The 18797-nt window shown below is 72.6% G+C and carries 18 protein-coding genes; 11 read left to right on the top strand and 7 right to left on the bottom strand.

Annotation, left to right across the window (positions count from 1 at the left end):
• Positions 1-75 precede the first annotated feature (75 nt).
• Positions 76-711: a TIGR03085 family metal-binding protein gene (locus tag OG202_RS13385; protein ID WP_326583484.1), complete on the bottom strand. Its 636-nt coding sequence runs from the start codon at positions 709-711 to the stop codon at positions 76-78.
• 220 nt (positions 712-931) lie between these two features.
• Between OG202_RS13385 and hisI the strand changes: the two genes are divergently transcribed.
• From hisI to lgt, 11 genes are all read left to right on the top strand, one after another.
• Entirely contained in the window at positions 932-1378 is a 447-nt protein-coding gene (gene hisI / locus OG202_RS13380; RefSeq protein WP_327730184.1) for a phosphoribosyl-AMP cyclohydrolase, read from the top strand.
• Between the two features lie 11 nt (positions 1379-1389).
• The gene (locus OG202_RS13375; protein WP_326583486.1) at positions 1390-2877 is read left to right on the top strand and encodes an anthranilate synthase component I; all 1488 of its coding nucleotides are present in this window, start codon (positions 1390-1392) and stop codon (positions 2875-2877) included.
• A 52-nt stretch (positions 2878-2929) separates the two neighbouring features.
• Entirely contained in the window at positions 2930-3574 is a 645-nt protein-coding gene (locus tag OG202_RS13370; RefSeq protein ID WP_326583487.1) for a TIGR02234 family membrane protein, read from the top strand.
• A gap of 145 nt (positions 3575-3719) precedes the next feature.
• Entirely contained in the window at positions 3720-3992 is a 273-nt protein-coding gene (locus OG202_RS13365) for an HGxxPAAW family protein (protein ID WP_326583488.1), read from the top strand.
• 73 nt (positions 3993-4065) lie between these two features.
• Positions 4066-4563 (top strand): DUF2752 domain-containing protein, encoded by a 498-nt coding sequence (locus OG202_RS13360; protein ID WP_326583489.1) that lies wholly within the window; start codon positions 4066-4068, stop codon positions 4561-4563.
• Between the two features lie 172 nt (positions 4564-4735).
• Entirely contained in the window at positions 4736-5545 is an 810-nt protein-coding gene (trpC, locus tag OG202_RS13355) for an indole-3-glycerol phosphate synthase TrpC (protein WP_326583490.1), read from the top strand.
• 175 nt (positions 5546-5720) lie between these two features.
• The gene (gene trpM / locus OG202_RS46490; RefSeq protein ID WP_405896012.1) at positions 5721-5915 is read left to right on the top strand and encodes a tryptophan biosynthesis modulator TrpM; all 195 of its coding nucleotides are present in this window, start codon (positions 5721-5723) and stop codon (positions 5913-5915) included.
• Between the two features lie 397 nt (positions 5916-6312).
• The gene (gene trpB / locus OG202_RS13350; RefSeq protein ID WP_326583491.1) at positions 6313-7602 is read left to right on the top strand and encodes a tryptophan synthase subunit beta; all 1290 of its coding nucleotides are present in this window, start codon (positions 6313-6315) and stop codon (positions 7600-7602) included.
• A complete protein-coding gene (gene trpA / locus OG202_RS13345) occupies positions 7599-8417 on the top strand; it encodes a tryptophan synthase subunit alpha (protein ID WP_327730185.1) in 819 nt (272 codons plus the stop codon). The genes trpB and trpA overlap by 4 nt, the downstream gene beginning before the upstream one ends.
• A gap of 152 nt (positions 8418-8569) precedes the next feature.
• Positions 8570-9346, top strand: coding sequence for a thioredoxin domain-containing protein (locus tag OG202_RS13340; protein WP_327730186.1), 777 nt, complete (start codon positions 8570-8572; stop codon positions 9344-9346).
• Positions 9347-9472: 126 nt separating this feature from the next.
• Positions 9473-10471, top strand: a complete 999-nt coding sequence (lgt, locus tag OG202_RS13335; protein ID WP_326583494.1) for a prolipoprotein diacylglyceryl transferase — start codon at positions 9473-9475, stop codon at positions 10469-10471.
• Between the two features lie 387 nt (positions 10472-10858).
• Here lgt and OG202_RS13330 read toward each other — a convergent pair whose 3' ends face one another.
• From OG202_RS13330 to OG202_RS13305, 6 genes are all read right to left on the bottom strand, one after another.
• Positions 10859-11713 carry an HpcH/HpaI aldolase/citrate lyase family protein gene (locus tag OG202_RS13330; RefSeq protein ID WP_327730188.1) on the bottom strand — a complete coding sequence of 285 codons (855 nt, stop codon included), beginning with the start codon at positions 11711-11713 and terminating at the stop codon, positions 10859-10861.
• A complete protein-coding gene (locus OG202_RS13325; RefSeq protein WP_327730189.1) occupies positions 11710-12909 on the bottom strand; it encodes a CaiB/BaiF CoA transferase family protein in 1200 nt (399 codons plus the stop codon). Before OG202_RS13325 ends, OG202_RS13330 begins: the two co-directional genes overlap by 4 nt.
• Positions 12906-14531, bottom strand: a complete 1626-nt coding sequence (locus tag OG202_RS13320; RefSeq protein WP_328222794.1) for an ADP-ribosylglycohydrolase family protein — start codon at positions 14529-14531, stop codon at positions 12906-12908. Before OG202_RS13320 ends, OG202_RS13325 begins: the two co-directional genes overlap by 4 nt.
• Positions 14528-15694 carry an ADP-ribosylglycohydrolase family protein gene (locus tag OG202_RS13315; protein WP_405896011.1) on the bottom strand — a complete coding sequence of 389 codons (1167 nt, stop codon included), beginning with the start codon at positions 15692-15694 and terminating at the stop codon, positions 14528-14530. The genes OG202_RS13320 and OG202_RS13315 overlap by 4 nt, the downstream gene beginning before the upstream one ends.
• A 130-nt stretch (positions 15695-15824) precedes the next feature.
• Positions 15825-17156 (bottom strand): ADP-ribosylglycohydrolase family protein, encoded by a 1332-nt coding sequence (locus OG202_RS13310; RefSeq protein WP_443052344.1) that lies wholly within the window; start codon positions 17154-17156, stop codon positions 15825-15827.
• Positions 17157-17587: 431 nt separating this feature from the next.
• Positions 17588-18694 (bottom strand): ADP-ribosylglycohydrolase family protein, encoded by a 1107-nt coding sequence (locus OG202_RS13305; RefSeq protein WP_326583499.1) that lies wholly within the window; start codon positions 18692-18694, stop codon positions 17588-17590.
• Positions 18695-18797 lie beyond the last annotated feature (103 nt).

Here is an 18797-nt window from a genome sequence, read left to right as displayed (position 1 = left end):
GGACATACGGCGGGCCCGCGCCGGGTCGGGCATACGGCGGCCCGGCTCGGATCCCCACGCTCGGATCCCCGACGTTCAGATCCCCAGTTGCTTCGTCTCGTGCAGCTTGGCGATCGCGTCCTTCTCGCCCTCCAGTTCCACGTCGGCCACCTGCTGGCGGCCGTACAGGAACAGCAGCAACTCGGAGGGCTCGCCGGTGACGGTGACGACGGGGGCGCCGCGGTGGGCCACCGCGGTCTGGCCGTCGGGGCGGCGCAGGACCAGACCGGTGGGGGCGCCGCGGCCCATGAGGCGGGCGGTGCGCTCCAGACGGGACCAGAGGGCGTCCTGGAAGACGTGGTCGAGTTCGCGCGGGGACCAGTCGGGCTGGGCGCGGCGGATGTCCTCGGAGTGGACATAGAACTCGATCGTGTTCGACGCCTCGTCGATCTGCTTGAGGGAGAAGGGCGAGAAACGCGGCGGACCGGTACGCACGAGCTGGATCAGCTCCTCGTACGGCTTCGCGGCGAACTCCTCCATCACCCGGTCCAGGCGCGACGCGAGCTGCTTGATGAGGATGCCCCCGGCGGCGTCGGGGCGGCGCTCGCGCACCACCACGTGCGCGGCCAGATCACGGGTCGTCCAGCCCTCGCACAGGGTGGGAGCATCAGGGCCCGCTGTCTCCAACAGGTCGGCGAAGAGAAGCCGTTCACGCTTGGCATGGGTCGACATGTCAGCCAGCCTACGACCGGACCGCCGCTCCGCCCAGCGCAGGTCCCGGCCGATGCGTCGTGGCGGTGCGTGGTGGCGATGCGGAACAGGGGATGCGGAACAGCGGAACAGGGGATGCGGAACAGAGGATGCGGGGGCGGGTTGCCGTTCGTACGACAAGAAGGTCCGGCCTGTGGACAACGGGCGAGGCCGGTCGACGCGGCGCGGCACAATGGCACGCATGACCAGCACGCCGTCCTCCAGCAGCCCCCGTAGTCCCGGAGTCCCCACCGGCCCCGGCACTCCCAGCGCGCTGGACCCCCGGATCGCCGCGCGCCTCAAGCGCGGCGCCGACGGGCTCCTGCCCGCCATCGCCCAGCAGTACGACACCGGTGAGGTGCTCATGCTCGGCTGGATGGACGACGAGGCCCTGCATCGCACGCTCACCACCGGGCGCTGCACGTACTGGTCGCGCAGCCGCCGCGAGTACTGGGTGAAGGGCGACACCTCCGGCCACTTCCAGTGGGTGAAGTCCGTCGCCCTGGACTGCGACGCCGACACCGTCCTCGTCAAGGTCGACCAGGTCGGCGCCGCCTGCCACACCGGCGCCCGCACCTGCTTCGACGAGGACGTCCTCAAGGCCGTCGAGGGCGGCGCCGATTCCGACGTACCGTCACTGGATCAGTAAGGTCAGCCGCCATGGACCTCGAGACGTTCCGCAAGCTGGCCACCGACCGCCGGGTCATCCCCGTCAGCCGCAAGCTCCTCGCCGACGGCGACACCCCGGTCGGGCTCTACCGCAAGCTCGCCGCCGAGCGCCCCGGTACGTTCCTCCTGGAGTCGGCGGAGAACGGCCGCACGGCATTCAAATGGTCTCGCTACTCCTTCGTGGGCGTCCGCAGCCACGCCACCCTCACCGCCCGCGACGGCCAGGCCCACTGGCTCGGCACCCCGCCCGTCGGCGTCCCGGCGGACGGCGACCCCCTGGCCGCGCTGCGCGCCACCATCGAGGCGCTCCACACCCCCCACCAGGAGGGCATGCCGCCCTTCACCGGCGGCATGGTCGGCTACCTCGGCTACGACATCGTGCGCCGCCTGGAGAAGATCGGCCCCGGCGAGCGGGACGACCTCCGGCTGCCCGAGCTGACCATGCTGCTGACGAGCGACCTGGCGGTCATGGACCACTGGGAGGGCTCGGTCCTGCTGATCGCCAACGCCATCAACCACAACGACCTGGACACCGGCGTCGACGAGGCCTACGCCGACGCCGTCGCCCGCCTCGACGCCATGCAGACCGACCTCGCCCGGCCCGTCGCCCAGCCCCCGGCGGCCCTCCCGCCCTCCGAGCTGCCCGAGTACACCGCGCTGTGGGGCGGCCCCGACTTCCAGGAGGCCGTCGAGGACATCAAGGAGCGCATCCGGGCCGGCGAGGCCTTCCAGGTCGTCCCCTCGCAGCGCTTCGAAACGCCGTGCACGGCAAGCGCGTTGGACGTCTACCGGGTCCTCCGGGCGACCAACCCCTCCCCGTACATGTACCTGTTCCGGTTCGACGGCTTCGACGTCGTCGGGTCCTCCCCCGAGGCCCTGGTCAAGGTCGAGGACGGGCAGGCCATGGTCCACCCCATCGCCGGCACCCGGCACCGGGGCGCGACCCCGCAGGAGGACCAGGCCCTCGCCGACGAACTGCTCGCCGACCCCAAGGAGCGCGCCGAGCACCTGATGCTCGTCGACCTGGGCCGCAACGACCTGGGCCGGGTCTGCGAACCGGGCTCGGTCGAGGTCGTCGACTTCATGTCCGTCGAGCGGTACTCGCACGTGATGCACATCGTGTCCACCGTCACCGGCAGGGTCGCGCCGGGCCGGACGGCCTTCGACGTCCTGACCGCCTGCTTCCCCGCCGGCACCCTCTCCGGAGCCCCGAAGCCGCGCGCCATGCAGATCATCGACGAACTGGAGCCGTCCCGCCGGGGCCTCTACGGCGGCTGCGTCGGCTATCTCGACTTCGCGGGCGACTCCGACACCGCCATCGCCATCCGCACGGCCCTCCTGCGGGACGGCACGGCGTACGTCCAGGCCGGCGCCGGCATCGTCGCCGACTCCGACCCCGTAGCCGAGGACACCGAGTGCCGCAACAAGGCCGCGGCGGTCCTGCGCGCGGTGCACACGGCCAACCGACTCGGACAATAGGGCGCTTCTCACGTCAACCCCGGGTGACAACCCACCCGGGGGGCAGGCGATAGTGGACCACGTGACCGCAGTACCTCACCCCCGATCCGAACCCGCGTCTCTCCGCTCCGGCCGGCGCAGCCTCGCACTGGCGCTGCTCAGCGGTGCCCTCGGCGCGGCCGTCGTGCTGCTCGCCACCCGTCAGCGCTGGTCGGAGGGCACCATCACGGTGGCCGGCGGCCCCTTCCCGCTGACCGTCAGGGGCAGCGACGTCACGGGCGTGCCGGCGTCCCTGGCCATAGTGGGCCTCGCCGCGCTCGTCGCCGTCTTCGCCGTACGCCGGTCCGGGCGCGTCCTGGTCGCCGTCCTGCTCGCCCTCTCCGGCGCGGGCACGATCGCCGCCGCGCTGCTCGGCGCGTACGACAGCTCGGCGCTCGACGACAAGGCGGCCGAGGCCTCCGGCGACAGCGCCGCGACCGTCGACGCGCTCAGCCACACCGGCTGGCCGTACGTCGCGGCCGTCGGCGGCGCGCTCATCCTGCTCGCCGGGCTGCTCGCGCTCCGCTACGGACGCCTGTGGCCCACGATGTCCGGCCGCTACGAGCGCGACGGCACCCCCCGGCCCCGCAAGGCCAAGCCCGTCGACCCCGACCGGCCCGAGGACATGTGGAAGGCCCTGGACCGAGGTGAGGACCCCACGGGCCCCGACCCGGCCTAGGGCCTGGGGGGCGGGAAGCGGGAGTGGACACCCCCGCTCAAGGCACTCGTACACGTACGGGACAATGGACGACGAGCGTCCGACTCAGCACAGGCATCGAGCGACACGCATCGAGCACCACGCAATGAACAACGAGGAGCAAGTCATGGCGGGCAGCAGCCACGGTCACACCCCGGCCGCCTGGACCGGCGTCACCATCGCCTTCATCGGTTTCTGCGTCTCGGGCGCCTACATGGTGATGGCCCAGCCGCTGGGATTCTGGGCCGGCATGGTCATCGTCGTCCTCGGCGGCGTCGTCGGCATGGTCATGCGCGCCATGGGCATGGGCCAGCCGAAGGACGCACACGCCGTGTACGAGACGGCGACGGTACGCACCGCCGCCGCGACGACCCCCGAGCCGGCCGGCGCCAAGAGCTGACTTCCGGGTGAGGGGCGTCCGGCACCATCGCCGGGGCGCCCCTCTCGCGCGCGTACGCCCCGCGCGGGGCAGAATGCGGTGTGTGAACGCCGAGACTCAGCCCGCCGCGCCACCGCCGCGTACCGGAACGGCCGATGCGACCGCCGTCGACGCGGGCCGTGGCCGCGACACGGGCCGCGCGTGGGGCGGGCTCTGGGTGCCCGCCGCAGTACTCGCGGCCGTCGGCGGTGCCTTCGCGTACGTCGCGGCCGTGGACCCCAACGAGCCCGGCCACTACCCGGTCTGCCCGCTGTGGCGTTTCACCGGCCTCTACTGCCCCGGCTGCGGCGGCCTGCGCAGTGCGCACGCCTTCGCCCACGGGGACATCGCGACCGCCGTCACCGACAACGCGCTGGCCGTGGCGGGCTTCCTGGGCTTCGCGGTGCTGTGGACCGTCTGGGTGGTCCATGCGGCGCGCGGGCGACCCCTGCGCCTCCGGTTCGGCCCTGTCCACATGTGGTCGATCGGCGCGTTGGCGCTGGTCTTCACGGTTGTCCGGAACTTGCCGTTCGGTGGCTGGCTGCATCCTTGATCAAACGGCGAACGTCCAGGTAGTGGGACCGCCGTCAACCGGATGCGAGGCCTACGCCTTCCTCCGGATACCATCGCAGTGAACTGCCTGAACCCTGAGAACCGCTCGACTGTCAATACATGACCGTCAAACGTTGTCACCGATTTTCACCGTCTGAAAGGGGGCCGCTCGCGTGAGTGTGCTCGACGAGATCATCGACGGAGTCCGTGCCGACCTCGCGGAGCGGCAGGCGCGCGTCAGCCTCGACGAGCTCAAGGAGCGCGCGGCGAAGGCTCCGGCGGCCAAGGACGGCGTGGCCGCGCTGCGCGGCGACGGCGTCAAGGTGATCTGCGAGGTCAAGCGGTCCAGCCCCTCCAAGGGCGCGCTCGCCGCGATCGCCGACCCGGCCGGCCTCGCGGCCGACTACGAGGCGGGCGGCGCGGCGATCATCTCCGTCCTCACCGAACAGCGCCGCTTCGGCGGCTCGCTGGCCGATCTGGAGGCCGTCCGCGCGCGCGTGGACATCCCCGTCCTGCGCAAGGACTTCATCGTCACCTCCTACCAGCTGTGGGAGGCCCGGGCGTACGGCGCCGATGTGGTCCTGCTGATCGTCGCGGCCCTCGACCAGCCGGCGCTGGAGTCGCTGATCGAGCGCGCCGAGTCCATCGGCCTGACCCCGCTCGTCGAGGTCCATGACGAGGACGAGGTCGAACGCGCGGTCGACGCGGGTGCCCGTGTGATCGGCGTCAACGCGCGCAACCTCAAGACCCTCGAGGTCGACCGCACCACGTTCGAACGGGTCGCCCCCGAGATCCCCGACTCCATCGTCAAGATCGCCGAGTCCGGCGTGCGGGGCCCGCACGACCTCATCGCCTACGCCAACGCCGGCGCCGACGCGGTCCTGGTGGGCGAGTCCCTCGTCACCGGCAAGGACCCCAAGACCGCCGTCGCCGACCTCGTCGCCGCGGGCGAGCACCCGGCGCTGCGGCACGGGCGGGGCTGACCCGGCCATGACCAGCCGCGCCTTCGCCGCCGACCGGCCGGGGTTCGCCCCCGCCGGGGCGGCGGGGTGCGCGCGGTCGGACGCGGCATCGGACGCGCCATCGGACACGGTCTCGTCGCCCGTGCCGGCCGATGTCGCCCACATGGGTGATCCGGGGCCGGTACGCTGTGCCCCGATGTTCTCGATCTCCATGACGACCAGGGACCCCTACGCCCGCCTCGCGCGCGGGTGCCGTCCCCGTGGCTGCCGGGCGCCCGCCCGCCGCGTCCACGGGCGCCGGGTCCGGTACGTCATCGGCGACGAGCCGGGCCAGGTGAACGGCATGCGATGGCCCCGGACTCGTGCGCGCCGACTCCCCGCGGGCAGCTGAGCCGCCTCTCCCTTCCGTGAACGCCGGGTGTTTCGTCCCCGGCGATCGGTGAGGGCACTTCCGGCCGGTTCGGCACCGCCGATCGCCGCCCCGTGGCAGCCCGCCGTCGCGGCGGGTGGATCGGGACGGCGGGTGGCGGCTTCCGCGGATCTGCGGCCGTCCCGAGCTCCTCGGGCCTCCCGAGCGCTGCGGGCCTCCTGAGCGCTCCGGGTGTCCCGAGTGCCGTGGGACGTTCCCGGTGCCGTGGAGCATCCCGACTGCCGGGGCGAGGCCCGGTGTTCGGACGCTCCCGCTGCTCGGAACCCGCTTCCGGCGAAGGGGAACGGCGTGCGCGTACGTGATCACTGTGAGCCATAGTCCGACCAACGACGGGGCTACGCCCCTGCGAGGTAACCGCATGTCCAGTGAGTTCTTCATTCCCGACCCCGAGGGTCAGGTTCCCAGTGCCGAGGGGTATTTCGGCGCGTTCGGCGGCAAGTTCATCCCGGAGGCGCTCGTCGCCGCCGTGGACGAGGTCGCCGTGGAGTACGACAAGGCGAAGCACGACCCCGAGTTCGCGCGTGAACTCGACGATCTGCTCGTGCACTACACGGGGCGGCCCAGTTCGCTCACCGAGGTGCCCCGGTTCGCCGAGCACGCCGGTGGCGCGCGGGTGTTCCTCAAGCGCGAGGACCTGAACCACACCGGTTCGCACAAGATCAACAACGTGCTCGGGCAGGCCCTGCTCACCAAGCGCATGGGCAAGACACGGGTCATCGCCGAGACGGGCGCGGGCCAGCACGGCGTCGCCACCGCCACGGCCTGCGCGCTCTTCGGCCTCGACTGCACGATCTACATGGGCGAGATCGACACCCAGCGGCAGGCCCTGAACGTCGCCCGCATGCGCATGCTGGGCGCCGAGGTCGTCGCCGTGAAGTCCGGCTCCCGGACCCTCAAGGACGCCATCAATGAGGCGTTCCGGGACTGGGTCGCCAACGTCGACCGCACGCACTACCTGTTCGGGACCGTGGCCGGGCCCCACCCCTTCCCCGCCATGGTCCGCGACTTCCACCGGGTGATCGGGGTCGAGGCACGGCGGCAGATCCTCGAACGCGCCGGACGGCTGCCCGACGCCGCCGTCGCCTGTGTCGGCGGCGGGTCCAACGCGATCGGGCTCTTCCACGCCTTCATCCCGGACGCCGACGTACGCCTCATCGGCTGTGAACCCGCGGGTCACGGCATCGAGACCGGTGAGCACGCGGCCACGCTGACCGCCGGCGAGCCGGGCATCCTGCACGGCTCGCGCTCCTACGTCCTGCAGGACGAGGAAGGGCAGATCACCGAGCCCTACTCGATCTCCGCGGGGCTCGACTACCCGGGCATCGGCCCCGAACACGCGTACCTCAAGGACAGCGGTCGCGGCGAGTACCGCGCGGTCACCGACGACGCGGCCATGCAGGCGCTGCGTCTGCTGTCGCGCACTGAGGGCATCATCCCGGCCATCGAGAGCGCCCACGCGCTCGCCGGTGCCCTGGAGGTCGGCAGGGAACTGGGCAAGGACGGGCTGATCGTCGTCAACCTGTCCGGGCGCGGCGACAAGGACATGGACACGGCCGCGCGCTACTTCGGCCTGTACGAAACCGGTGCCGACGCCGAGGTCGCCGCCGACGCGGCCGATCTCGCCGAGATCGAGGGGGACGCCAAGTGAGCGGGAACATCCAGCTGTTGAGTGACACCCTCGCCGCCGCCAAGGCGGAGGAGCGGTCCGCGCTGATCGCCTATCTGCCGGCCGGGTTCCCGACCGTCGACGGCGGTATCGCCGCCATCAAGGCGGTCTTCGAGGGTGGCGCCGACGTCGTCGAGGTCGGGCTGCCGCACAGCGACCCGGTCCTCGACGGTCCCGTCATCCAGACCGCCGACGACATCGCCCTGCGCGGCGGCGTCAAGATCGCGGACGTGATGCGTACGGTCCGGGAGACCTTCGAGGCCACCGGGAAGCCCGTACTCGTCATGACGTACTGGAACCCCATCGACCGCTACGGCGTCGAGCGCTTCACGGCCGAGCTCGCTCAGGCGGGCGGCGCGGGCTGCATCCTGCCCGACCTGCCCGTCCAGGAGTCGGCGCTGTGGAGGGAGCACGCGGAGAAGCACGGGCTCGGCACGGTCTTCGTGGTCGCGCCCAGCAGCAAGGACGCCCGGCTCGCGGAGATCACCGCGGCGGGCAGCGGCTTCGTCTACGCGGCTTCGCTGATGGGTGTCACGGGCACCCGGGAATCGGTGGGAGCGCAGGCCCAGGACCTGGTGGAACGCACCCGGGCCACGGGCTCGGGCCTGCCGGTCTGCGTCGGCCTCGGCGTCTCCAACGCCGAGCAGGCCGCGGAGGTCGCCGGGTTCGCCGACGGCGTGATCGTCGGCTCCGCGTTCGTGAAGCGGATGCTGGACGCGCCCGACGAGGCCGCCGGTCTGGACGCCGTACGGGAACTGGCGGGCGACCTGGCGAAGGGCGTACGCCGGGGCGCGTGACCGGTGTGTGCCCCGGCGCGCCGAGGGGGCTCGTGACGTTCACCCGTTTGTCGTACGGGGATCACTGGACGTAACGGGTCATCCGCTCACCCGAACGGGTGGAAGTGGGATCGGGGAGGCGCGGTGCGCCTCCCCGGTTCGTTCTGCGGGATGTGAGCGAGAAGAACCGTGAGGGAAAGCGCACCGCCCGGGAACGCCTGGCGGAGGAGCGCGAGAAGCAGAAGGCCGCCGAGAAGCGCCGTCGGGTGCTGATCGTGGGCGCCGCGGTGCTGTGCGTGCTGGGGCTGGCCGCCGTGATCGGCGTCGTCGCGGCGAACGCCGGCAAGGACGACGACGCCGACACCGCGGGCCCGGTCGTGGCGCCCTCGGGGGCCAACGGCGAGGACAGCCTCGCGATTCCCGTCGGGGACACCGGCGCGAAGTCGACCCTCTCGGTCTGGGAGGACTTCCGCTGCCCGGCCTGCAAGTCCTTCGAGGACGCCTACCGCTCGACGGTCCACGAGCTGACCGAGGCCGGAAAGCTCAAGGTCGAGTACCACCTCGCCACCCTGATCGACGGGAACATGGGCGGCAGCGGCTCCCGCAAGGCCGCCAACGCCGCGGCGTGCGCGCAGAACGAGGGCAGGTTCCCGGCGTACCACGACGTGCTCTTCCAGAACCAGCCCGCCGAGACGAGCGACGACTTCGCCAGTGAGGCCAAGCTCCTCGACCTGGCGAAGAAGGTGGACGGGCTGGACACCGCCGCCTTCCGCACCTGCGTCGAGGACGGTACGCACGACAGCTGGGTAGCCAAGTCGAACGAGGCCTTCCAGAAGGGCGGCTTCTCCGGCACACCCAGCGTCTTCCTCAACGGCACCAACATCTACGCGGACCAGTCCATGACCCCCGCCAAGCTGAAGCAGATGGTCGAGGCGAAGGCCCAGGGGTGAGTCGCGTGTGAGCCGAGGGGCTGCGGGGGGCCGTGGGGCGTCAAGGCAGGAGGGGTACGGCGTTATGGACCCGTTGCCGGGGTGCCTGCCGTCGGCCGGGCCCGGCAGGGTAGCGTCGACCCTGCCATGGAACTTGCCTACATTCCCAGCCCGTCGCGCGGGGTGCTGTACCTCGGTCCCGTCCCGCTGCGCGGCTACGCCTTCTGCATCATCATCGGTGTCTTCGTGGCCGTCTGGCTCGGCAACAAACGCTGGGTCGCGCGGGGCGGACGGGCCGGCACGGTCGCCGACATCGCGGTCTGGGCCGTGCCGTTCGGTCTGATCGGCGGGCGCCTCTACCACGTGATCACGGACTACGAGCTGTACTTCAGCGAGGGCCGTGACTGGGTGGACGCCTTCAAGGTCTGGGAGGGCGGCCTCGGCATCTGGGGCGCGATCGCCCTCGGGGCGGTGGGCGCGTGGATCGGGTGCCGTCGGCGCGGCATCCCGCTGCCCGCGTACGCCGACGCCGTCGCGCCCGGCATCGCCCTGGCGCAGGCGATCGGGCGGTGGGGCAACTGGTTCAACCAGGAGCTGTACGGGGAGCGGACGGATGTGCCGTGGGCCCTGGAGATCACGTCCTCCACGGACGGGCGGGTGCCGGGCACCTACCACCCGACCTTCCTCTACGAGTCGCTGTGGTGCATCGGTGTCGCGGTCCTCGTCATCTGGGCCGACCGGCGCTTCAAGCTCGGGCACGGGCGGGCGTTCGCCCTGTACGTCGCCTCGTACTGCGCGGGGCGGTTCTGGATCGAGTACATGCGGGTCGACGACGCCCACCACATCCTCGGGCTGCGCCTCAACAACTGGACCGCGCTGTTCGTCTTCATCCTCGCCGTGATCTACATCGTCCTGTCGGCCCGGAAGCGGCCGGGGCGGGAAGAGGTCGTCGAGCCGGGTGCCTCCGACGGTGACGGGGACGAGGGTGCTGCCGCGGCGGACCTGGAGAAGGGCGAGCAGCAGGACGACGGGGACTCGGAGTCGGCGGAGCCTTCGGGTGAGGCCGATGCGAAGGCCGAGAAGGATGCGGAGGCCTCCGGCTCCGGGGGCGAGAAGAAGAAGGCCGAGTCCGCTGAGAAGAGCTGAGGTATCGCTCCGGTCGCTGTGATCCGCCGCTCCGTGTCGGATGTTCCCCACCCACCCGCCCCTTTCGGGGCGGGTGGGTTTTTGGTTTTTTGGGTTTCGGGGTGGATGGGGAGACGGGCGGGGGCGGGGTGACTGAGGTCGTGGGGCGGGTGCGGGTTCGGTGGGGCTTCTCGCGCAGTTCCCCGCGCCCCTGAAAGACCAGGCCCTGCGGGCCTGGAGACGACGCGGCCATCGGGCCGCAGAAAGAAGCAAGGGGCGCAGCCCCTGCTTCTCAGGGGCGCGGGGAACTGCGCGACCAGCCCCCACCGGACCCGCACCGGGGGGTTGAAGGGGCGTAGCCCCTGAAGGACGGGACGGGACGGGACGGGTAGGGGCGGCGGGGGCGGATCAGCGTCTGGTGGGGCGGTTGGCGAGGGACAGGGTTCTGTGGGCGGCGGCCACGACGGCCGGGTCGATGAAGCGGCCGTCGGGGAGGGCCTGGGCGCCGGGGTCGCTGGTCGCGGCTTCGAGGGTTTCCTCGGCCGACTCGATTTCCCGCGCGGTGGGGGCGTAGGCGCGTTCGATCACCGGGAGTTGGCGGGGGTGGATGGCGGCGCGGCCGAGGAAGCCCAGGGCTCGGCCGTGGGCGGAGGAGGCGGCCAGGCCTCCGAGGTCCTTCGTGTCCGGGTAGATCGACTGGGCGGGGGAGGGCAGGCCCGCGGCGCGGGCGGCGAGGATCACTCGGGAGCGGGGCCAGTCGAGGGCCTGGTCGTGGCGGACGGCCAGGTCGGCTCGGAGGTCCGCCTCGCCGAGGGCGATGCCCTGGAGGGCGGGGTGGGCGGTGGCGACGTCGTAGGCCCGTTCCACGCCCAGGGCCGATTCGAGGAGGGCGTACAGGGGGATCGCTCCCCCTTCCGCGGGCGCGGTTCGCTCCGCGACCCTCGCGATCTCGACGGGAGACGTGATCTTCGGGAGGCGGAAGGCCGTCAGTCCGGGGAGGGGGGAGAGGGCCTTGAGGTCCTCCTCGGCCTGCGGGGTGTTCAGGGCGTTCACGCGTACGTGGACCGGGACGGGTGGCCGGGCCGAGAGCAGTTCGGCCGTGGCCGCGCGGGCGTAGTCCTTGCGGTCGGGGACCACCGCGTCCTCCAGGTCCACGATCACCACGTCCGCGCCGGAGGCCAGGGCCTTGGTCACCACCTCCGGGCGGTCGCCGGGGACGTACAGCCAGGTCAGGGGAAATGGTGTCGTCGACTGGAGGGTCACAGGGCGCCCTCCTGACGGAGGGTCTCGATGTCCGGTCCGGACAGGCCGAGTTCGGTCAGGACCGAGTCCGTGTCGGCGCCGTGCGGGCGGCCCGCCCAGCGGATCGCGCCGGGGGTCGCGGAGAGGCGGAAGAGGACGTTCTGCATGCGCAGGGGGCCGAGTTCGGGGTCGTCGACGGTCGTGATCGTGTCCAGGGCGCGGTACTGGGGGTCGGTCATCACCTCGCGTACGTCCTGGATGGGGGCGACCGCCGCCTCCGCCTTCTCGAACGCCTCGATGACCTCCTCCCGGGTGTGCCGGGCGATCCACGCGCCGACCGCCTCGTCCAGGACGTCCGCGTGACGGGCCCGGTCCGCCCCCGAACCGAACCAGGGCTCGTCGATCAGCTCGGGGCGGCCGACCAGGCGCATCACCCGCTCCGCGATCGACTGGGCCGAGGTGGAGACGGCCACCCAGGAACCGTCCGCCGTCCGGTAGGTGTTGCGGGGCGCGTTGTTGGCGGAGCGATTGCCCGTGCGGGGCTGGACGTGGCCCAGTTGGTCGTACCAGAGGGGCTGGGGGCCGAGGACGGTGAGGATCGGCTCGATGATCGCCATGTCGACCGTCTGTCCCTCGCCGGTACGGTCACGGGCGGCGAGCGCGGTCATCACCGCGTACGCCGTCGCCAGACCCGCGATCGAGTCTGCCAGGCCGAAGGGCGGCAGGACCGGTGGGGCGTCCGGCTCGCCGGTGATCGCGGCGAAGCCGCTCATCGCCTCGGCGAGTGTGCCGAAGCCGGGGCGGTGCGCGTACGGGCCGAACTGGCCGAAGCCGGTGACCCGGGCGAGGACCAGGCGTGGGTTCGCCGCCGACAGCTCCTTCCAGCCCAGGCCCCATTTCTCCAGGGTGCCGGGACGGAAGTTCTCGATGATCACATCGGCGGTGGCGGCGAGGCGGAGGAGGGTGTCCCGGCCGCCGGGGGTGGAGAGGTTCAGCGTCAGTGTGCGCTTGTTGCGGCCCAGCAGTTTCCACCACAGGCCCACGCCGTCCTTCGACGGGCCGTGGCCGCGGGACGGGTCCGGCTTCGTGGGGTGCTCGACCTTGATGACCTCCGCGCCGAAGTCGCCGAGCATCGTGGCGGCGAGGGGGCCGGCGAAGAGGGTGGCGAGGTCGAGGACGCGGAGGTGGGAGAGCGGGGGGTCGTACGCCTGCGTCATGGGTGGGGGGTCTCCCGGAGGGTGAGGTGGGCCAGGGTGTCGAAGCCGATGCCGTTGAAGTCGGCGATCGAGGTGGCCAGGCGGTTCTTGAGGGGGGTCGTCCAGCGGTCGGGGAGTGCGTCCGGGGAGCCGGTCAGGAGGCCCGCGATGCTGCCCGCCGTCGCGCCGTTGGAGTCGGTGTCCCAACCGCCGGACACCGCACGGCAGATGGAGGCCGCGAAGTCGCCGTCCGCGTGCGTGAGGGCGGCGGTGAGCAGGGCCGTGTTGGGGAGGGCGTGGACCCAGTGGTGGTCGGCGTAGGTGTTGTGGAGTTCGTCGACGACCGTGTCGAAGTCGCTTGTCTCCCTGCTGAGTCGGAGGGCGTGGGTGATCGCCTTCGCCAGGCGGGAGTCCGGGGGGACGACCTTGAGGCCGGTACGCAGGCAGTGGTGGACGTCATGGGCGCCGGTGGCCGCTTCCGCGATGGTGGCCGCGATGAACATCGCCGCGTAGACGCCGTTCGCGGTGTGGGTGAGGGTGGCGTCGCGGTGGGCCTGTTCGGCCGCGGTGGCCGGGTCGCCGGGGTTGGTCCAGCCGTGGACGTCCGCCCGGATCAGGGCGCCGATCCATTCGCGGAACGGGTTGCGGTGGCGGGCCGTGTGAGGTGGCTCGATGCCGGTGAGGAGGTTGCGGTAGGCGATGCGTTCGGCGGTGAAGGTGCGGCCTGCGGGGAGTTCGTCCAGCCAGAGGGTCGCTACGTCGGTGGTGGTGAAGTCACGGCCGTGGCGGGCGAGCAGGAGGAGGTTGAGGAGGGGGTAGTTGAGGTCGTCGTCCTCGGGCATGCCGTCGATGTTCTCGGCGAGGGAGGTGGGGGCCGAGCGGCGGTTCCAGGGGTGGGTGGCGAGGAGGTCCGGGGGGACGCCTCGGGCGGTGAACCAGGTGGTCAGGGGCCAGTTGCCGGTGGAGGCGGCGAGTTGGCGGATGGCTGTGAGGGGGAGTTTCTCCACGGGTTTGCCGAGGAGGCACCCGGCGGCTCGGCCCAGCCATGCGGCTTCGAGGCGGGGGAGGTAGGCGGCCGGGCTGGGAGGGGTTTCTTCCCCGAGCCCGCCCCGTCCCGAAGCTGGGGGCTCCGCCCCCGGACCCCCGGGCGTTGCGCTGACCGGTGCTGACAGCGTGCCGCCTGCGCACATCTGTGCCCCCCGGGCTGCCTCGGAGGCCTCGGAGGCCTCCGAGGCCCTGGCGGCCCTGGCGGCCCTGGCGGCCCTGGCGGCCCTGGCGGCCCTGGCGGCCCTGGCGGCCCTGGCGGCCCCGGCGGTACGACCGGCCGCAGGGTGGGACGGGTGGGAGGGGCGGACGGGCCAGTTCTCGCACAGGGCCTTGATCCTGCTCAGCTCCGTCGGCTCACTCTCCGCCAAGCTGCTGGGCAGGTCCGCCAGTTCGTCGAGCAGGTCCTCGGCGAGCTGGCGGAGGTAGCGGGACACCCGTTCCGGGGAGGCGCCGGCGCGCAGCGGAGCCGGGGGGCCGCCCGCCGCATGCCAGCGGGCGGCGATGGCCGAGGGTGCGCGGCCGTCCTGGCGGGCCTGGCGGAGCTCGTGGCCGAGGAGGTCTTCCGGTTGGACCCAGGTGAGGCGGAGGGGGGTCACCGGACCGGGGCCAGGGTGGTGAAGGCGGACTCGTGGGCGCGGCGGCGGTGTACGTCCCGGGTGTGGATCCGGAGCGTGACCTCCGTCAACGTCCGGGCGGGGGCGTGCAGATCCAGACGGCTTGCCTCCGCCACTGTCTTGGCCCAGTCGGACGGGACCTCCGAGCCCAGTGCGCCCGCGAGGGCGCCCGACATCGTGGCGATCGAGTCGCAGTCGCGGCCGTAGTTCACCGAACCCAGGACGGCGTGCCGGAAGTCGCCGCGGGCCACGAGCAACATGCCCAGGGCGATGGGGAGTTCCTCGATCGCGTGGAGGCGGGAGGGGCGGCGGGCGCCGAGAGAGGGGGCGCGGTAGTCGGGGCCGACCGTGTCGAACGGGGTCACCGCCTCGCGGAGCGGCCGTAGCGCCGACTCGAAGTCCGTGTACCGGCGGGCCACTTCGCCCACGGACTCGATCGCCGCGCGGGTACCGTCCTTCGCCACGGCGAGGCAGGTCTCGATCACCGACTCGGGGCTCGCGCCCGGCGTGCACGCCGCCGCGACCGCCGCCGCGAACACGCCCGCCGCCTCCCTGCCGTACGACGACTGGTGGGCCCCCGCGATGTCGAGGGCCTCGGCGTACGCGCCGAGCGGGTTGGCGGCGTTGACCAGGCCGACGGGGGCCATGTACATCGCGGCGCCGCAGTTGACGATGTTGCCGGTGCCGGCCTCGCGGGGGTCGATGTGGCCGTAGTGGATGCGGGCGACGAGCCACTTCTCGGCGAGGAAGACCCGTTGGAGGGGGAGGGCCTCCGCCTCCAGTTCGGGGATCCAGCGCGGGGTCGTCATCATGTCCGGCACCAGGTGCTCGGCGACGGCGTACGCGTCCAGGTGGTCGCGTACGCGGTCGTACACCCGTACAAGCGCGTGGGTCATCAAGGTGTCGTCGGTGACGTGGCCGTCGCCCTTGTGGTATGGGGCGATGGGGCGGGCGGTGCGCCAGCCGTCGCCGTTCCAGGGGCCGACGATGCCGTGGACACGGCCGCCGTGGCGTTCGAGGATCTGCTCCGGGGTGTAGCCCTCGACCGGGCCGCCGAGGGCGTCGCCGACGGCGGCGCCGACCAGGGCGCCGGTGATGCGCTCTTCGAGGCTTGGCCCTGCGCTCGGCTCTGCGCTTGCCTCAATACTTGCTTCAGTGCTTGCTTCGGCACTTTCGGCACTGCTGGGCCGCTCAGCGCTTTCGGTACGTTCAGCGCTTGCTTCGGCTTGGGGTGTTGTGTGCCGGTTTGCTTCCCTTGGGGGCGTCATACCCGAATCATCCACCTGGGGTGGCGAGTTCCGTGGCTGCGAGAAGTTCGGCGAGGTGTACGAGATCGGTGCCGGTGAGGCGGGGGAGTGCGCAGCCGGAGAGAGTGCGGCAGGCGTCGCGCCAGGCGTCGGGGAGGGCGGCGCCGCCGCTGAGCGCGCCGGTCAGGGCGCCGGCGAGGGCCGGAGCGGAGTCGGCGACGCGGGAGAGGCAGGCGGCGGCGGGGACGGCCTCGGCGATCCGCCCCTCGGCGGCGGTGGCCAGGGCGAGTGCCACGGGGACGGTCTCGGCGGCGGCGATGCCGTAGCTGTAGACGTGGTCGACGATCTGGTGCTCCAGGAGCGGGACCAGAGCGAAGGTTCCTTCTTTTCTGTGGCGGTGGGCGAGGTCCAGGGCGTGGCGGGCGTTGCGGCCGATCTCCGTCTCGGCGGGGAGTTCGGCCAGGGCCGCCGCGGTGCAGTCGTCCACGTCCGCGCCGACGAGCGCCAGCGCGAGCGCGGCGGCCATCGCGCGGGCGCCGTGCACGCCGTCGCCGTCCTGGGTGTAGCGGGCGTCGAACTCGGCGAGGTCGGCGGCGCGTCGGGGGTCGCCCGGGTGGGCCACGGCCAGGACGCAGGCGCGTACGCAGGCCGCGTCGTCGAAGTAGTGCGGGTTGTCGTGGCCGGTGGCGGGTGGGCGCAGACCGGTGGCGAGGTTGCCCAGGCCGGCGCGTACGGAGATACGGGCGCGCAGGGGGAGGACGGCGGACTCGACCTCGGGGGCGCGTTCGGCGGCGGCGGCGATCTCGCTGGCCACGGCGTTCCAGGAGAGGTCGATCGAGGCGCGGGTGCGGCGTTCCAGGCTGAGGTCGCCGAGGGCGGCGGCGTCGCCGGCGCGCAGGAGGGCCTCCGCGGCGAACGCCGCCCATTCCGCGTCGTCGGAGGGGCCGAGGCGGAGGGGCTCGGGGGGCTGGTTGAGGGCGATGGGGACCGGGAGTGTGGTGGTGGCGTTCTGCTCGGCGAAGGTGTCCAGTTCGCGGGTGAGGCGGCGGGTCCACTCCGGCATGCGGGCGGCTCGGTGGCGGGCGGCGGGCCAGCCGGCGGCGTCGCCCGCGGCCAGGCCGAGGAGGAGGCCCTCGATACGGCGGGGGTGTGGGGGGTGCGGGTGTGGGGGGTGTGCCGGACCGGCCTCGGCTTCGCCTTCGGCCGGTTCGTTCCCACCCGCACCACCCGCACCACCCGTGCGACTTTCGTCGTCGGGTGCGGGCGGCCCCTGTGGGGGGACCTCGCCGTCGGCGACCGCGGGTCGCCGGGCGATCGGCTTCGCCGCGCTCGCGGGTGCGGCTCCGAGCGGCTTCACCACGACCGTCGGTTCACGGCGGACGGGCTCCGCCACGACCGTGAGCTCGGCTGCGGCAGGCCGCGCCGGGACTGTGGGTCCAGGGTCGATCGGCGTCGCCGCGATCGAGGGTGTGGCTTCGGCCGGCCCCGCCGTCAGCACCGACTCGGTGAAGTCGCCGTCGGCCGCCTGCGTCGCGACCGCCGGATCGGTCCCGTCGGGTGTGTTCGCCACCCCCGATGGGTGTGTTGCGCGGGACATCGTCCCGTCGTACGGCGCGGGTGTTGCCGGAAGCGTGGTCTCGTCGCGCGGCGCAGGCGTTGCCGTGTGCGTGGTCTCCTCGTGCGGCCCGGGTGTCGCCGTGTGTGTGGTCCCGTCGCGTGGCGAGCGCGGCGGCTCCTCGTGCGGTGTGGAGGGTGGGGCGGGTGTGGTGTCGTCCCACGGTGTGGGTGGGGTCATGAAGGGGTCTCCGTTCGGGTGGCCGGGGACGGGGTGAAGGTGGCCGGAGGGGGCGGGGGCCACTCTTCGCGGTGGAGGGGGCGTGCCGTGGTGCCCCATTTGCCGCCCTCGCCGGGGACCAGGAGTTCTGCCACGTCCAGGACGTGGTGGCCTGCCATGGAGGGGAGGCAGCTGCCTCGTGCCGGGCCGATGGCGGTGGTCCAGTCGGGCGGGATCGACGACGCGCCCCGGGTCGCTCCGGCCAGGGCGCCGGCGACGGCGGCGGTCGTGTCGGCGTCGCGGCCCATGTTCACCGCCGTCAGCACCGACTCGGTGAAGTCGCCGTCGGCCGCCGCGTAGGCGCCGAAGGCGAGGGCGACGGCTTCGGGGGCGAGGTCGGTCCAGGGATAGCCGCCGATGACGACGGCGGAGCGGACCGCGCGTTCGCCGCGGTGGGCGACGGCCACCGCCCGGCGCAGGGAACGGGCCGTCCAGGAGTCGTCGGGGATCACGGCGAGGGCGGAGGCCACGACCGCGATGGTGGGGGCGCCCGCCATCGCCGCCGCCACTCCCGCCGCGACCGCCTGGCCGCCGTAGATGCCCTCGCCGTCGTGGCTGACCGAGCCGTCGATCGCGACCAGGCGGGCGGCCTCCGCCGGGCGGCCCGCGGCGAAGACGCCGAAGGGGGCAGCGCGCATGGCCAGGCCGTCGCTCCAGGCGTGCCGGTGCTGGGCGGAGATCGGCGCGGCCAGGCCCCGGCGAAGGTTCTCCAGGGTGCCGCGTTCGCTGAAGCCGGCGCCCCGGAACGGGCCCTCGTCCCGGTCCGCGATCCACTGGTGCCAGGCCGTCTCCACATGCGTGACGGTGAGCGCCGAGCCGTGCCGTGCCAGCAGCAGGCCGGAGAAGATGGCGTACTCGGTGTCGTCCGTGCCCGAGGGGTTCTCGGCCACGTATCCCGTGATGCGCCCCCAGCGCGCGCGGATCTCGGAGGGTTTCATGTTCTCGGCGGGCGCCCCCAGCGCGTCCCCGACGGCGAGCCCGAGCATGGCCCCGCGTGCCCGTTCGCGGAGGTCGGCGGCGTCCCCCGGCGCCGGAACCGGAGGAATGCAGGCGATGGAAGGCATATGGCGCCTCTCTGGCCCTGGGGCAGGTCTGGCCCTGTGGCAGGTCTGGCCCTGTGGGCAGTTGATCCGCTCTGAAGGTTGGGAGGTTGGGAAGGTCTGGAAG

It is taken from the genome of Streptomyces sp. NBC_00310, assembly GCF_036208085.1.
Classification (GTDB): Bacteria; Actinomycetota; Actinomycetes; order Streptomycetales; family Streptomycetaceae; genus Streptomyces.
Note: the sequence above shows the minus strand (reverse complement) of the source record. Positions and strands in the feature narration are given on the sequence as shown.